Source organism: Dermatophilus sp. B7861-1 (assembly GCF_058996045.1).
In genome coordinates, this window is sequence record NZ_CM180082.1 from 567,379 (window position 1) to 582,021 (window position 14,643).

Sequence of the window (14,643 nt, forward strand, 5' to 3'; positions counted from 1 at the left end):
GGCCGTGCGCCTGCGCCCCCTCGGGCGTGAAGCCCCTCAGCCACTCACCCGGAACACCACATCCACGGAAGGAACAAAGGAGAAAACCATGCAGATCTCAGGACTCGGATCAGGTGTCGACACCGCAGGGATGATCACCCAGCTGATGAGCGTCGAACGCCAAGCCGGTAACTACCTCACCAAAGGTAAAGTTAACGCCCAGGCCCTCGTTAGCGCCTACACCAGCCTTAACAGCAAAATGAAAGCTATCGGCGATGCCGCTAACCAGTTCGTGCCCAAATCAGTGCTCGACACCCCCGCCTGGAACAGCGTTACCGCTAAAAGCAGCAACGAAGACATTGCCAAAGTCACTACTGGCACCGGAGCCCAAGCAGGCACCCTCACCTTCGCGGTGAAGAGCATCGCCCAAGCCAGCACCACGCTCGCCGATAAATCATTCACCGGCACTGACACCGTCAATGGTGGCGCCGCCTTCGACTTCAACGTCACCGCCAACGGAAAAACAACCAACGTCACCGTTGGCCAAGGCGCCAAGCTCGCTGACGTCGTCGCCGCGATCAACCAACAAGCCGGCGCCGACGTCAAAGCCACCATGGTGCAGACCGCCACCGGCAGCTACCAGATGCAGCTCACCTCTGCCACCACCGGGGCACAAAGCAGCGTCACCGTCACCAACGGCTCCACTCCACCCGTCGTTGCCGACGTGCTCGGCAACTTCAACGAAGTCGCCAAAGGCCAAGACACCGTGCTGCACATCGGCGACCCCACCGCTGGATATGACGTCACCTCCACCACCAAAGACGTCAAAAATCTCCTCCCCGGCGTGACCATCTCACCAACCAAAGCTGACCCAAACACCCAAGTCACCGTCGACGTCACTCAAGACACCGCCGGCATCAGCAAAAAAGTTGAAGACCTCGTCACCGCTGCTAACGATGCCCTCTCCAACATCCGCATCAACAGCAAATACAACAAAGACAGCCCTTCTAGCTCCGGGCCGTTCGTCGGTGACTCCCTCACCCGCGACCTCACCAACCAGCTCCAGAACGCAGCAGTCGGGAACGCCGCAGCAGCACCATCGGCCGCCGGGATCTCCATCGACAAAACCGGAACAATCACCTTCGACAAGACAAAATTCGAAGACCTCTACGCCAAAGACCCAGCAGCAGCCCAAAAAGCAATCAATGCTTTCGCCAGCTCCCTGTCTGATGTCTCCACCCAGGCCACAGACGCCGATAAAGGCCTCATCACCATGCAGGTCAACAGCCAGAACACGATGATCAAGGACTATTCGGACCAGATCAGCAAGTTCAACGACCGCATGGACCTACGCCAGCAAGCCCTCGAAGCCCAGTTCAACGCCATGGACTCCCTCCTCGGCAAAATGAAATCCCAAGGAAACTGGCTCTCCAGCCAGCTCGCTGGACTCAGATAACCGAACAACCCCCCTCGTGTGGTGCCGGGCCCAACTCAGGGGCCCGGCACCACACACATACCCCCAGCGACAGCAGCAAACCCCACATAGGTAAAGACAACCCCCGCCCAACCGATGAGAAAAAGACCACACCGGCACCCCTCAACCCACCCACCGCCGGATGCGGAACACCGAGAGGACACCACATGAGCACGCAGGCCCAACTCCGCAGCCGTTACGCCCGCGAGGCAGTAACCACGGCCACGCCAGCGCAACTGGTCGTCATGCTGTACGACCGCTTCCTCAAAGACCTCTCCACCGCCGAAACCGCCCTCGGCAGCAACGACATCGCCGCCAGCCACAGCAGCCTCATGCACGCCCAAGAAATCGTCCGCGAACTGCGCTCCTCCCTCGACACCTCCATCTGGAAAGAAGGCGAATCCCTCGCCCGCCTCTACGACTGGGTCCTCGAAGAACTCATGGCCGCCAACCTCGAAAAAGACGCCACCCACGTCACCAACGCCCGCGACGTCATGCAACCCCTTCGCGACACCTGGGCCGAAGTAACCCACAGCGGCATCACCGGCGAAAAATAACCACCCATGCCCACCACCAACCACACAGCCTGGGAAGCCGCCCTCACCCAGATGGAAGACGAACTCAACGCCCACGAGGCCGACGTCCGTAACGGCAGCACCACCCCCGTCGCCCCCTGGGAACCACCCGAAAACCTCGGCGACCTCCCACCCGAACTCGCCGACCGCGCCCACCACCTCATCGAACGCATCAACCTCCTCTCTACCTTCGTCAAATACCAACTCCAAGCACTCGACGCAGACCGCGAACACGCCCGACGCCAAGAACACAAAAGCACCCTCAACCACGCCGTCGCCGTCTTCCTCGACGCCAGCGTCTAAACCTCCCGCCTCTTCATCGCCCCCACCCCACGCGATACCCCCACACAAACCTTCACACCACCGCCCCACCGGCCGATGTAAAAGACAACCGTTCAGATCACCCTTCACCCTGAACAACCACTAACCACCCCACGGACCGGCCCAAAGGACACCCCGGAGGCGCCGCCACACTCACGGACGAGGAAATCATGTCAGCCTTCGGAGGACTCTTCATCGGCACCTCAGCGGTGCACGCCGCCCAACGCGGCCTCGATGTCACCGGCCAAAACATCGCCAACTCAGCAACCGAGGGCTACACACGCCAACGCGTCAACCTCGAAGCCGTCGGCGGCCCCGGCGTACCCGCCTTCTGGTCCCGCTACGACGGCACCGGCGAAGGCGTCAAAGTCACCAGCGTCACCCGCATGAACGACGAGTTCCTCGAAGCGCGGGCACGCAACTCCAACGCTGCCCTCGGCAAACTTGAAGAACAACAAAAAACCATGGCCGCCCTCGAACGCACCGTCGGCGAACCCAGCGACACCGGCCTACAGAAAAAACTCCAAGAAATGTGGAACGCGATGGGCGCTGCCGGCAACAGCCCCAGCGTCACCAACGAAGCCCCCCGCTCTGAAGCCCTCGAACGCGCCAAAGGTGTGGCCTCTCAACTCAACCTCATCAGTAACTCCACCACCACCCAATGGCACGACACCACCGTCGAGCTCCAAGCCAACGTCACCGACATCAACAAAATGGCCGAAGACGTCGGCAAACTCAACGCAGCAATCCGTAACAACGACATCGCCCACGTTCCCAGCAACGAACTACTCGACCAACGTGACGTCCTCATAAAAAAACTCTCCACCCTCACCGGCGCCACCGTCCGCCCCGCCGCCATGGACGCCAACTCAGACTTCCCCAGTCAAGCCGTCGACGTCATGATCGGCGACAAAGCCCTCGTCTACGGCACTCAAGCTGCCCAACTCAAAGTTAACGACCCCAACAACGGCACCTACCCCACCGACGGCAGCGCACCCAAACCCATCGCCGTGCAATGGGCCAGCCCCGCCCCCACCGACCCCAACGGCCCAGCCGCATCAGCAGACGTCGGCATCGACACCGGCCGCGTCGCCGGGCAACTCACCAACCTCAACATCACCATCCCGAACTACATGAAACAGTTCGACCAAGTCGCCGCCACCGTCGCCGCCACCGTCAACACCCAGCAAGCAGCCGGGTACACCGTCAACGGAGCCACCGGCGCAAACCTCTTTGTCAACGGCGCCGGAGGCGGAGCCATCACCGCCGGCAACATCCGCGTCGCCGCCGACGCCGTACCCAACAGCATCGCCGTCTCAGCAGGCAACCCCAAAGACAGCGACCCCACCAAAGCAAGCCTCGACGGAAACAACGCCCTGGCCATGTCCCGCCACATCAACGACAAAGGCGGAGCCGACGCCACCTACAGCGCCATGATCGTCCAAATGGGCGTCGAAACCCAGTCCGTCAACCGCAACGTCACCGTCCAACAAAACGTGGTCCGCCAAGCCGAAGACGCCCGCGACAACGTCGCCGGAGTCTCCCTCAACGAAGAAATGACCAACCTCGTCCGATACCAACACTCCTTCAGCGCCGCCGCGAAATTCATCGGAGTCATCGACGAAACCCTGCAAACCCTCATCCACATGACCAACTGATCAGGCCCACACACCCGAAAGGAGCACCACCATGACCTCGCTGCGCATCACCCAAAACTCAATGAACCGCACCCAAATGATGGGCCTGAACACCAGCCTGTCTCGACTGCAAGGAACCCAAGAACAACTCACCACCGGCAAGCGCCTCAACCGCCCCTCCGACGACCCAGTCGGCACCGTCCAAGCACTCCGCTTCCGCTCCGAACAAAGCCAACTCGCCCAATTCGGCGCCAACATCACCGACGGACTCTCCCGCCTCTCCGCTGGCGACGACGCCCTCTCCCAAACCCTGAGCATGGTGCAAAAAATCCGCTCCACCACCGTCTCCGCGCTCAACGGAGTCAACGGCGACGCCCAACGCAAAGCCTTCGCCTCATCAATCCGCGAACTACGCGTGGGCATCCTCCAACAAGCCAACTCCCAATACGCAGGCCAACCCCTCTTCGGCGGAACCACCCCCTTAGACAACGCCTTCGACGCCAACGGCACCTACCAAGGCAACACCCTGCCCGTCCTACGCCAAGTCTCCGACTCACCCGGCGACGCCGGACAAATGAACGTCGGCATCAGCGGATCCGACGCCTTCGGCACAGCCCTCGTTAAAGGCAGCGGCGCCCTCGACAAACTCGCCGACGCCATCGAAGCAGGCGACAACGCCGGCATCCAAGCCGGGCTCACCGCTGTCGAAGGACTCAACGACAGCATCCTCAATGTCCAAACCAGCGTCGGCGTACGCGTCAACCGCCTCCAAGGCCTCGAAAACCTCAACGGCCGCATGGACGACTCCTCCAAAATCTCCCTCTCCAAAGTCGAAGACACCGACTTCATCAAAGCCGCCATGGACCTATCCATCCAATCCAACGCCTACCAAGCAGCCCTGTCCGCCTCAGCAAAAATCATCCAACCCTCCCTTATGGATTTCCTCCGCTAACCACACCCCACCCCAGGGCGCCACGGCCACACCGCGGCGCCCTGCCTCATGCACCACCCACCGCCGCACGGACGCGGCCCCACCACCGCCACCGGTGCACCGGAAAGGACTCCAGCATGGGCACCTACGATCACCTACCCAAAGAACAACGCCACCTCGCCCACGACATCGACACCATCATGGGCCCCATCCTGCGCGGCCTGACCGGCACCCCCAACACACCCCCACGCCACACCGAAACCATCCCACGCCACTACCGCATCGTCGTGGCCACCGACTGGCACGCCGCCACCGTCCCCTACCTCATCCTCCACGCCTTCACCCGCATCGTCCCACCACAAGCCCCCATCGACCTCGTCTTCACCCTGCCTCACACCCCAACCCGCCGCGACCACACCGCAGCCCGACTGCTCCTGCAATCCCTCGCACCCAACACTCCCCACGCCGGCATCCTCATCGAATCCTTCGACACCACCGCCACCAAACACGCCATCGCCTCCATCATCCCCACCGGCGACCCCGAACTACTCTTACGCGACCTCGCCCTAGCCATCACCGCCTGCCACGAACTGACCCTCACCTGCACCGACCCCGCCACCCTTGACGCCAACCCTGCCCCACCCGACGGCCCCAACCCCTTACTTCGTCGCCGCCTCAACGCCTACACCCCCACCACCAACACCCCCTAACTACTCGCCACCGGTCGCGCCCACCCGACCAACCCCACCGGCCGCGTTACTGTTTTTCACACACCACGCCACCAACGGCACCGGTGCACCCAACGCGACCCAAGGAGAGCCATGCCGGGCACCCTCGACCGCAACGCCAAAATCTACATCGCTGGCCACCGCGGCCTCGTCGGCTCCGCACTCTGGCGCCACTTCCACGACCAAGGATTCACCAACCTCATCGGCGCCACCTCCACCGAACTAGACCTCCGCGACGCTCACGCCACCCACACCTTCATCCACCGCGAGAAACCAGACGTCATCATCGACGCCGCAGCCAAAGTCGGCGGCATCCTCGCCAACTCCACCTACCCAGCCGAATTCCTCTCAGACAACCAACGCATCCAACTCAATCTCATGGACGCCGCCGCCACCGCCGGCGTCGAAAAATTCCTCTTCCTCGGCTCATCCTGCATCTATCCCAAACATGCAGAACAGCCCATCCGCGAAGACTCCCTGCTCACCGGACCACTGGAAGAAACCAACATCGCCTACGCCATCGCCAAAATTAGCGGCATCATCGCCATCCAATCCCACCGCACCCAATACGGCCGCCACTGGATCAGCGCCATGCCCACCAACCTCTACGGTCCCGGCGATAACTTCGACCCCCAAAACAGCCACGTCCTACCAGCCATGATCCGCCGCTTCCACGAAGCCAAAGAAAACGGCACCGACACCGTCACCATCTGGGGAACAGGCACCCCCCGACGCGAATTCCTCCACGTCGACGACCTCGCCGCAGCCTGCCTCACCCTCCTGGAAAACTACGACAACCCAGCCCCCATCAACATCGGCACCGGCGAAGACATCACCATCGCCGACCTAGCCCACCTCGTCGCCGACATCGTCGGATTCACCGGAACCATCACACTCGACCCCACAAAACCCGACGGCACCCCCCGCAAACTCCTAGACGTCACCAACATGAAAAAACTCGGCTGGCAGCCCCGCATCAGCCTGCGCGAAGGCATCACCGACGCCTACAACTGGTACAAAAACAACACCACTGACGCCCGCGGCGCGAACGTCGCCGACCACACCACCCACTCTTAACCACCGGACAATGCATGTGTGAGGGTGGCGCCCACACCGGGCGCCACCCTCACACATGCACGTAAGTGATACCAATCAGAAAGGAACCACCACACCAAGAGCACCATCGCCGTACCCATCGACACTCAACGTGAAGTCTGCGCGCTTGCCCAACCCACGCAGCATCTTCGCCGCATTCGTCGGAATCACCATCCCCGGCTGAAACACCTGAGACAACTTCAAGTGATCCTCCGGATCACCCACGTTGAACAACGACGAGAAGATGTTCATCACCTCGTAAAAGTTGTCGTACAACGCAGCAGGCAACTCATCGTTCTCAATAGCGGTATCTGCCCCTGCTTTAGGAACAAGACCAAGCGCGGCACCAGCACGAGCAGCCAACGGAAGATCCGCCGCTACCAGCGCTTTCACATTCTGATCTGTATCGACGTAGAGCCCTACACAGCAAGCACGTCGAGCCGTAGGCACAACGGGCTTGTCCAAAGGGAGCATGCTGACATCCCGACCAAGCAACGACTCAAACAAGTCCTTGATCGGTTTGGGGTCGGGTATCGCGATCGGCATATCAGATCAGCCGAAAACCGGCGCAAGTGCCTCAGAGAACATGTCAGCAGTGAACGGCTTGGCGATAAGGAACAAAGCTCCGGAAGCAGAAGCTTGCTCACGCATCGCATCGGACCCTTCAGAGGTCACGAACCCAAAGTTCACATTGTTTCCCTCAGCACGAAGAGCCTGAAGGAACTCAATCCCGCTCATGTTTGGCATGTTCCAGTCAGACAAAACCAGATCGGGAGACTCAGACTTCACCTTGGCCAAACCCTCAGCGCCATCCTCGCACTCGATGATCTCGGCAGAGTCATACCCAGCCTGGCGAAGTGTGCGGACCACGATCATGCGCATTGCTCGGCTGTCGTCGGCGACTACGACCTTCACAAGTAACTCGCTTCCTACTGCCCACAAGGCAGTGAATCAAAAACCGGTAGCAGAACCACTCCCGGCGTTAAAGGGCTGAAAGATAGATAGTGCGAGAGAGTAGGAACGCGCCTCACTTGGCCTGCCGGTTCCATACCGTCACAGAAACGCGGCCATCTCCACATGCAAAGCCCTGGGAGAGAATGGTCTCGCCTCCAATAACTTTCATCGTGGGGGGCTCGCCCTGGGCAACGACCGGCAACGACAGCGTGCTGGGTTCAGGCAACAAAGACTTAATGTTGCCGCCAATCATGTTGGTGAGTTCACCGACGGCGTCGGTGACATCACTCATGGAGACCTCATCGAGGCCCATCATGAACATCGTCGCTCCGACAAGCTTGGCGGTGTCGACAGTCATTTCAAGGGCAATGAGGCAGTCGCTAGCGCCGGTGACTCCAACGGATCCGGCGATGGCCTGGCCTTTAACGCCCTCGGTTTCGCCGATAGGTTCGATGTCGAGTCCGAGCATTGAGCTCCAGACCTCTTGGACGATCGCGGCGACGTCGTCGCTCAACAGTTGCATTCTCGGTCCTTCGGTGAGTCTCGGGGTTCGCCCTCCGAGCGGGTGGTCTCGAGGATCTGCCGAGGCGGGAAGCATTGCCGCGTCGGCGAAACCCCGTCGTGTCTCGAGCCCATGAGTGTGGACACACGCCATATCGGCGGTGTCGCAACGGACTTGAGGGATCACGTTCTAAGGGTCAGGTTCGATCCGCCTGTATTGGCAGCATTTTCGGTGCAACAACACATACAGCGAATACAACCGAGGCATATATACGGGCAGAGAGGGTGCGGAAACGCTGCAGCAATGCCGCCGCAAACCCGAGTCAGACACGTTGGTGGTGAACGTGGCTCAGGTCGGTGTCGCCGGGGCCGATGAGCAGAGCGGTTCCCATTGACCACCCCCGAGGAGACTGCCGATGGAAGGCATGGAGGAGATCGTCCAAGAATTCTTGGTCGAATCCCACGAGAACCTGGATCAGCTGGACCAGGACTTGCTCGCGTTGGAGCAGGATCCGACGTCGCGCGATCTGCTGTCCAGCATCTTCCGGACGCTGCACACAATTAAGGGCACAGCAGGATTCCTTGCGTTGCACACGCTGGAAAAAGTCGCACACGCCGGTGAGTCGCTGCTGAGCAAGCTGCGCGACGGCGAGATGACGCTCAACCCCGCAATGACAACCGTGTTGCTAGAGATGGTCGACGCGGTGCGTGCCCTGCTGGAAAACATCGAAAACGAAGGCAGTGAAGGTACCGAGGAGTACCACGAACTGCGAGCCAAGCTCCACGCCATTTTGGATGGCCAAGATGCCCAGGCAGTCGTCGATGCAGCTAAAGCCGGCACATTGGCGATGGGGGAGCAGACAACAGCCCCGGCAGCCGCAACTGAAGCACCTGCCGACGCAGCCCCCACCGAAGCCGCCGGTGCAGCTGAAGCTGAAGTGGCAGTCGCGGTTGCGGTAGCAACAGCAACCTCCACCCCTGCAGGCTCAGATACAGCACCACCAGCGGCAGAGGTACCTGCGCAACCGGAACAACCACCGGCAGAAGAAAACCTCTCTGTCACCCAAGCAGCCGCAGTGACAGCTGCCCAAGACGCAGCCAAAGCAGCAGCCGAGGCTCAAGCCCAGGCTGCCGCCGATGCCCAAACTCCCCAAACAACAGCTCCAGAGGCAGAAAAACCGGCGCCAAAGGTTAAGAAACCCGACGAGAACAAACGCTCCGTAGCCGACAGCTCCATCCGTGTTGACGTGGACCTGCTGGACAGCCTCGTCAACCTCGTCGGCGAGCTCGTTCTGGCCCGTAACCAAGCTATCCAGCACGCTGCCCGATCTGATGACCCAGAGCTCGTCCGATCAATGCACCAGCTTTCGCTCGTGGCTAGCGAGGTGCAAGAAGGCGTCATGAAGACGCGTATGCAGCCCATCGACCATGTGTGGCGCACCTTCCCCCGCGTTGTCCGCGACCTAGCGACCTCCCTAGGCCGCCAGATCCGGGTGGAGTTCGAAGGTAAAGAAACCGAGCTCGACAAGACGATCCTCGAGGCCATCAAAGACCCACTGACGCACCTGGTGCGTAACTCCTGTGACCACGGCATCGAGCCACCAGACGTACGCCAATCCCGAGGCAAAGACCCCGAAGGTGTACTGACGATGCGGGCCTACCACGAAGGTGGCCAGGTCAACATCGAAATCATCGATGACGGTGCCGGTATCAACGTCGAGAAAGTCAAAGCCAAAGCTGTTGAAAAGGGCCTGATCACCCGCGACGACGCGGAGAAAATGTCCGACCGCGACGCCAATCACCTCATCTTCCGCCCCGGTTTCTCCACCGCCGATAAGGTCTCGAACGTCTCTGGACGTGGTGTCGGTATGGATGTGGTCAAAACCAACATCGAAAAAATCGGCGGCACTATCGATGTCACCAGCACATTCGGTGAAGGCACCACCACCCGAATCAAAATTCCCCTGACCCTGGCCATTATCCCGGCCCTCCTTGTGCGAGGACAGGACAACATGTTCGCCATCCCGCAGGTCAACCTGCTGGAACTGGTGCGTTTGGATGCTGCACAGGCTGCCGAGCGCCTTGAAACAATTCAGGGCACCCCGGTCTACCGCCTACGCGGCGACCTGCTCCCGCTGGTGTATCTGCGCGAACAACTCAACATAGAGCCCAGCGATTCAGACACCACATTCATCGCTGTTCTTCGCGCCGACCAGCAACGCTTCGGCCTCGTTGTTGACGACATCGAAGACACCGAAGAAATCGTGGTCAAACCACTGGGCAAGCAGATGCGCGGCATCGACCTGTATTCAGGGGCCACGCTAATGGGTGATGGCCGGGTCGCGTTGATTCTGGACACGATGGCCTTAGCGAACGCTTCGGGCATGGTTTCCGAAGGTTCAGAGTTCAACAGTGCTCTGGAAGAAGCCCGCGCCAGAGATGCAAAGGATTCCGCCAGCCTGCTGGTGGTGCGCCTCTCTACGGGACGTCGAGTTGCATTGCCGCTGAAGGTAGTCGAGCGACTCGAGGAGTTCCCCATCTCTCGCATCGAAACAGTTGGCCAGAACCAAGTAGTCCAGTATCGCGGTGTCATCCTGCCGCTACTGCGCCTAGCCGACGACTACGGCAGCTACGACCAAGTCGACGCAGACAAACCTCTACAGGTCGTCGTGTGCCAGTACCACGGGCAACTGTTCGGCTTCGTCGTCGACCAAGTACTCGACATCGTCGAAGACGAACTGGCCATCCGCACCCACCTTGACACCGGCGGCAACCTCGGATCGGCCGTCGTTGACGAGCACGTCACCGAGCTACTCAACATCGACACCGCCCTGGCCGGGATGGTCGCCCCCGAACCAGACGATCTCGGCGCCTACGCAGGAGGCTTCTGATGAGCAACCAATACTGCACATTCCGCCTCGGAGGCCACCTCTTCGGTATCCCCGTCGACACGGTCAAAGAAGTGCTCCGCGAGCAACAACTCACCCGCGTCCCCCTGGCCCCTAAAGAAGTCTCAGGCCTGATCAACCTACGCGGACAGATCGTGATCACGGTCGACCTACGCGAACGCATGGGGCTACCGCCGCGCGAACCAGGTGAGGAAATCACCAACGTGGTAGTCCGCACCGCCGACGACACAGTGACGAGCATGCTGGTCGACAAGATCGGCGACGTCTTAGAGCCAGACGTCGACCGCTTCGAGCCTCCGCCAGACACCGTCCCAGCCCGCCTCCGTGAGCTGGTGACAAGGGTATGCAAGCTCGACCGGGAATTGATGCTCGTTCTCGACACAGAAAAAGCAGTTGAGAAAGAGCCGGTCACGGCGTGATCTGCCTTCGCTGGTTGCCCCACCCGGGGCAACCAGCCACCTGGCGCACCGCGCCACCCTCCTAGCCGACAATCCGCTGAACGCGGTACCCCCTAGACCGGAAGCGGTCTCTGCACCCCGAGGACCAGCATGCGAGCTCTTGTGATCGACGACTCACGTGCGATGAGGACCATCCTCACGCGCACGATGGACAACCTCGGATTCGAGGTGGAAGCAGTCGGTGATGGTCAGCAAGCCATTGACGCGATGACGCGCGGGCCACTGCCAGATGTGTGCCTGATCGACTGGAATATGCCTGTGATGAACGGGCTGGAGTTCATCGTCGAGGTTCGCAAGAACCGGGACTGGCGTGACGTTACTCTCATGATGGTCACGACCGAGGCCGAACAAGCCAACATTGTTCGAGCGCTCGCCGCTGGTGCGCACGAGTATGTGATCAAGCCCTTCACCGCGGACGTCATTGAGGGCAAGTTGGCGATGCTGGGGTTGGTGTGATGAGTGCCCCCATTAAAGTGCTGGTCACAGATGACTCAGTGGTGTTGCGGCGTCTCATCACGGACGTGTTGAAAACCGATAACGAGATCGAAGTTGTTGGTACAGCCGTTAACGGTAAGAACGCGCTTGAGAAATTACCGATCCTGAAACCGGACATCATGACATTGGATGTTGAGATGCCGGTGATGGATGGTTTGCAAACTCTCGTCGAAGTGCGCAAGCGGGATGCAAAAATCCCAATCATCATGTTCTCCACACTGACTGCGCGTGGTGCTGGTGCCACTCTGGATGCTCTAGAGCGAGGCGCCAGTGACTATGTGGCCAAACCGGCGAATGTTGGATCCGTCTCCGAGTCGATGGAAGCGGTTCGTAGCGAACTGATCCCCAAGATCAAGTCGCTTACCGGGCGGGCCCCCCGGGCCTTACCTACGGCTCGTCCTGCATTCGGGGCAGGTGCTCCGCCAGAGGCGGGCCCCCCGAACCGCGGTATTTTCGGTGGTCGTCCCCCAGCTAGCGCGGGAGTTCCCGGCGCCGCGCAAGGAGCCGCGCCTGTTGACCTGAGTGCGGTAAAGCCCACGGGAGTTGTCGATGTGGTTGCGATCGGTATTTCTACCGGTGGCCCAGACGCATTGACCCGCGTTATATCGACTTTGCCAGGCAATTTCCCGGTCCCGATTGTCGTGACCCAGCACATGCCGCCCGTTTTCACCGAATTATTCGCCCAACGTCTTGATACGCGTAGCAAACTGCGGGTAGTTGAGGCTAAACAAGGTGAACGCCTCGAACCAGGCAAGGTACTGATCGCTCCTGGCGACTGGCATATGCGAATAAAGAAAACTGCTGCCGGTGCCGTTGCGGAACTTGACCAAGGTCCGCAAGAAAACTATTGCCGCCCCGCTGTAGATCCAATGTTCCGCTCTATTGCCGAGTCATATAAGGGCAATGTATTGGCCGTGATCATGACAGGTATGGGGCATGACGGTTACCGCGGAGCAGAACCCATCCTCGCTGCAGGTGGGCAACTGATCGTGCAGGACGAGGCCACTTCCGTGGTCTGGGGCATGCCTGGCGCAGCTGTTGCCGCCGGTCTGCCACTCCAGCAGTACTCCCTCGACAAATTGGCCGAGGCGATCATGACCCGCGTTAATGCGGGCCTTGGCGCCGCTGCCGCCCGGCCAAGGAGCTGACTCATGGCACTTAACGGAAATGACCTTGACTTCATCGCGACTGTGGTGCGAGAACGCTCAGCCATCGTGCTGGACCGCAGTAAGGAATACCTCATTGAGTCGCGGCTGCAGACCCTGGCGCGCAGTCGAGGAGATGCCTCCGTCGACGACTTGATCCGTAAGTTGCGCAGCGCACCGAAAGGGCCGCTGCGTGACGAAGTGATCGAGGCAATGACCACCAACGAAACCTCGTTCTTCCGCGACGGACACCCCTTCATGGCGCTGCAGAACCAGATTCTGCCGGAGCTGATCGTCTCCCGAGGACGCGAGCGCACGTTGAACATTTGGTGCGCGGCTTCCAGCTCGGGGCAGGAGCCGTACACGATTGCAATGCTGATCCAGGAGTTGATTGGGGCTGACCCGTCGTGGCGGGTGCGGCTGCTGGCCACCGACATCGATACGCAGATGCTTAAACGTACTCGTGATGGCATCTACAACCAGTTCGAGGTCAACCGTGGTCTGCCGGCGCCGCTTCTGGTGCGTTACTTCGCTCGGCACGGTATGCAGTACCAGGTCGATTCGCGGCTGCGGGCAATGGTGGAGACAAAGTTCTTGAACTTGTCTGAGCCATTGCCGCCCATGCCCTCGATGGACATCATCTTTCTGCGTAACGTGCTCATCTACTTCGATGTGGATATGAAGCGGCAAATCCTCCAGGGAGCGCGGAAAATCATCAAACCAGATGGGTACCTGTTCCTTGGTGGTGCTGAGACCACGATGAATATCGATAACTCGTGGAAGCGCGAAATGATCGGCCGCGCCACGGTGTACCGACCCGACTAAACACATCCTCGTGAGGGAGCAGTGATGTGGAGCCGGTTGCCGTTGTAGGCGACCGGCTCCACGTTGTACCGCGTAGAGGTGTGAGCCCGGTTGCTTGATGGGCAGATCCGTTGCTGTCTCAGGGTCAAGGAAACACCAAATGGTGGGTCGAATCGGTTAAGGAAAACCCCAGCCACAGCCGATCAGTAGAGCGACCACTCGTGGCGATGTGCGGGCTGCCCCTGCTTCGTCACCGGATTTCTTTGGGGGTATGCGGATGAACGATTTCATCGGCGACGTGACCGTGCGGACATTGAGTCAGGCAATGTCGGGCCTGGCAGCGAGGCAGCGCACGATTTCGGACAACCTCGCCAACGTCGATACCCCCGGATTCCTTGCCGGGAAAGTCGACTTCGAAGCCAGCCTGCGGCAAGCCCTCGCCGACGGTGAAGACCCCCGCCTGACCGAGATAGCCACCGCTCGCAGCCTTGAACCGACACGCGCTAACGGCTCGAACGTCAATCTCGATGAAGAAACTCTGGCCGGGCAAGAAACCGTTTTGCACACCCAGCTGATCGCCCAAGCGCTCACCAACAAATTTAACGGAATCAAGAACGCTATTGGTCAGTGAAACGGC

At 60.2% G+C, this 14,643-nt stretch carries 16 protein-coding genes; 13 read left to right on the forward strand and 3 right to left on the reverse strand.

Annotated elements, in window-relative coordinates:
• Window positions 1–88: 88 nt before the first annotated feature.
• From fliD to AC2T9U_RS02380, 7 genes are all read left to right on the forward strand, one after another.
• Window positions 89–1,435 (forward strand): flagellar filament capping protein FliD, encoded by a 1,347-nt coding sequence (gene fliD, locus AC2T9U_RS02350; RefSeq protein WP_493696533.1) that lies wholly within the window; start codon window positions 89–91, stop codon window positions 1,433–1,435.
• A gap of 185 nt (window positions 1,436–1,620) precedes the next feature.
• Window positions 1,621–2,010: a flagellar export chaperone FliS gene (gene fliS / locus AC2T9U_RS02355; RefSeq protein ID WP_493696534.1), complete on the forward strand. Its 390-nt coding sequence runs from the start codon at window positions 1,621–1,623 to the stop codon at window positions 2,008–2,010.
• Window positions 2,011–2,016: 6 nt separating this feature from the next.
• Window positions 2,017–2,331, forward strand: a complete 315-nt coding sequence (locus AC2T9U_RS02360) for a hypothetical protein (protein ID WP_493696535.1) — start codon at window positions 2,017–2,019, stop codon at window positions 2,329–2,331.
• A gap of 188 nt (window positions 2,332–2,519) precedes the next feature.
• Entirely contained in the window at window positions 2,520–4,007 is a 1,488-nt protein-coding gene (flgK, locus tag AC2T9U_RS02365) for a flagellar hook-associated protein FlgK (RefSeq protein WP_493696536.1), read from the forward strand.
• A gap of 31 nt (window positions 4,008–4,038) precedes the next feature.
• The gene (gene flgL, locus AC2T9U_RS02370; protein WP_493696537.1) at window positions 4,039–4,938 is read left to right on the forward strand and encodes a flagellar hook-associated protein FlgL; all 900 of its coding nucleotides are present in this window, start codon (window positions 4,039–4,041) and stop codon (window positions 4,936–4,938) included.
• 116 nt (window positions 4,939–5,054) lie between these two features.
• A complete protein-coding gene (locus tag AC2T9U_RS02375) occupies window positions 5,055–5,627 on the forward strand; it encodes a hypothetical protein (RefSeq protein WP_493696538.1) in 573 nt (190 codons plus the stop codon).
• A 111-nt stretch (window positions 5,628–5,738) separates the two neighbouring features.
• Entirely contained in the window at window positions 5,739–6,722 is a 984-nt protein-coding gene (locus AC2T9U_RS02380; protein ID WP_115031202.1) for a GDP-L-fucose synthase family protein, read from the forward strand.
• A 75-nt stretch (window positions 6,723–6,797) separates the two neighbouring features.
• On the opposite strand, the gene AC2T9U_RS02385 is transcribed toward AC2T9U_RS02380, so the two are convergent.
• From AC2T9U_RS02385 to AC2T9U_RS02395, 3 genes are all read right to left on the reverse strand, one after another.
• The gene (locus tag AC2T9U_RS02385) at window positions 6,798–7,286 is read right to left on the reverse strand and encodes a hypothetical protein (RefSeq protein WP_115031200.1); all 489 of its coding nucleotides are present in this window, start codon (window positions 7,284–7,286) and stop codon (window positions 6,798–6,800) included.
• 6 nt (window positions 7,287–7,292) lie between these two features.
• Window positions 7,293–7,655 carry a response regulator gene (locus AC2T9U_RS02390; RefSeq protein ID WP_028326752.1) on the reverse strand — a complete coding sequence of 121 codons (363 nt, stop codon included), beginning with the start codon at window positions 7,653–7,655 and terminating at the stop codon, window positions 7,293–7,295.
• Between the two features lie 112 nt (window positions 7,656–7,767).
• On the reverse strand, window positions 7,768–8,217 hold the full coding sequence (locus AC2T9U_RS02395) for a chemotaxis protein CheX (RefSeq protein WP_493696539.1): 450 nt from the start codon (window positions 8,215–8,217) through the stop codon (window positions 7,768–7,770).
• 394 nt (window positions 8,218–8,611) lie between these two features.
• Between AC2T9U_RS02395 and AC2T9U_RS02400 the strand changes: the two genes are divergently transcribed.
• The 6 genes from AC2T9U_RS02400 to AC2T9U_RS02425 all read left to right on the forward strand — a co-directional run bounded on the left by AC2T9U_RS02400 (window position 8,612) and on the right by AC2T9U_RS02425 (window position 14,637).
• Complete coding sequence (locus tag AC2T9U_RS02400; RefSeq protein ID WP_493696540.1) at window positions 8,612–11,086, forward strand: chemotaxis protein CheW; 2,475 nt, start codon at window positions 8,612–8,614, stop codon at window positions 11,084–11,086.
• Entirely contained in the window at window positions 11,086–11,523 is a 438-nt protein-coding gene (locus AC2T9U_RS02405) for a chemotaxis protein CheW (protein ID WP_493696541.1), read from the forward strand. The genes AC2T9U_RS02400 and AC2T9U_RS02405 overlap by 1 nt, the downstream gene beginning before the upstream one ends.
• Window positions 11,524–11,652: 129 nt before the next feature.
• The gene (locus AC2T9U_RS02410; protein WP_028326748.1) at window positions 11,653–12,018 is read left to right on the forward strand and encodes a response regulator; all 366 of its coding nucleotides are present in this window, start codon (window positions 11,653–11,655) and stop codon (window positions 12,016–12,018) included.
• Window positions 12,018–13,205 carry a protein-glutamate methylesterase/protein-glutamine glutaminase gene (locus AC2T9U_RS02415; RefSeq protein WP_493696542.1) on the forward strand — a complete coding sequence of 396 codons (1,188 nt, stop codon included), beginning with the start codon at window positions 12,018–12,020 and terminating at the stop codon, window positions 13,203–13,205. The genes AC2T9U_RS02410 and AC2T9U_RS02415 overlap by 1 nt, the downstream gene beginning before the upstream one ends.
• A 3-nt stretch (window positions 13,206–13,208) precedes the next feature.
• Window positions 13,209–14,027, forward strand: a complete 819-nt coding sequence (locus AC2T9U_RS02420; RefSeq protein ID WP_028326746.1) for a CheR family methyltransferase — start codon at window positions 13,209–13,211, stop codon at window positions 14,025–14,027.
• 256 nt (window positions 14,028–14,283) lie between these two features.
• Window positions 14,284–14,637, forward strand: a complete 354-nt coding sequence (locus tag AC2T9U_RS02425; protein ID WP_115031190.1) for a flagellar basal body rod protein FlgB — start codon at window positions 14,284–14,286, stop codon at window positions 14,635–14,637.
• Window positions 14,638–14,643 lie beyond the last annotated feature (6 nt).

Bases quoted from the DNA above. Each gene is read 5' to 3' on its own strand.
- fliD (WP_493696533.1), top strand. From the start codon at position 89: ATGCAGATCTCAGGACTCGGATCAGGTGTCGACACCGCAGGGATGATC.
- fliS (WP_493696534.1), top strand. From the start codon at position 1,621: ATGAGCACGCAGGCCCAACTCCGCAGCCGTTACGCCCGCGAGGCAGTA.
- AC2T9U_RS02360 (WP_493696535.1), top strand. From the start codon at position 2,017: ATGCCCACCACCAACCACACAGCCTGGGAAGCCGCCCTCACCCAGATG.
- flgK (WP_493696536.1), top strand. From the start codon at position 2,520: ATGTCAGCCTTCGGAGGACTCTTCATCGGCACCTCAGCGGTGCACGCC.
- flgL (WP_493696537.1), top strand. From the start codon at position 4,039: ATGACCTCGCTGCGCATCACCCAAAACTCAATGAACCGCACCCAAATG.
- AC2T9U_RS02375 (WP_493696538.1), top strand. From the start codon at position 5,055: ATGGGCACCTACGATCACCTACCCAAAGAACAACGCCACCTCGCCCAC.
- AC2T9U_RS02380 (WP_115031202.1), top strand. From the start codon at position 5,739: ATGCCGGGCACCCTCGACCGCAACGCCAAAATCTACATCGCTGGCCAC.
- AC2T9U_RS02385 (WP_115031200.1), bottom strand. From the start codon at position 7,286: ATGCCGATCGCGATACCCGACCCCAAACCGATCAAGGACTTGTTTGAG.
- AC2T9U_RS02395 (WP_493696539.1), bottom strand. From the start codon at position 8,217: ATGCAACTGTTGAGCGACGACGTCGCCGCGATCGTCCAAGAGGTCTGG.
- AC2T9U_RS02400 (WP_493696540.1), top strand. From the start codon at position 8,612: ATGGAAGGCATGGAGGAGATCGTCCAAGAATTCTTGGTCGAATCCCAC.
- AC2T9U_RS02405 (WP_493696541.1), top strand. From the start codon at position 11,086: ATGAGCAACCAATACTGCACATTCCGCCTCGGAGGCCACCTCTTCGGT.
- AC2T9U_RS02410 (WP_028326748.1), top strand. From the start codon at position 11,653: ATGCGAGCTCTTGTGATCGACGACTCACGTGCGATGAGGACCATCCTC.
- AC2T9U_RS02415 (WP_493696542.1), top strand. From the start codon at position 12,018: ATGAGTGCCCCCATTAAAGTGCTGGTCACAGATGACTCAGTGGTGTTG.
- AC2T9U_RS02420 (WP_028326746.1), top strand. From the start codon at position 13,209: ATGGCACTTAACGGAAATGACCTTGACTTCATCGCGACTGTGGTGCGA.
- AC2T9U_RS02425 (WP_115031190.1), top strand. From the start codon at position 14,284: ATGAACGATTTCATCGGCGACGTGACCGTGCGGACATTGAGTCAGGCA.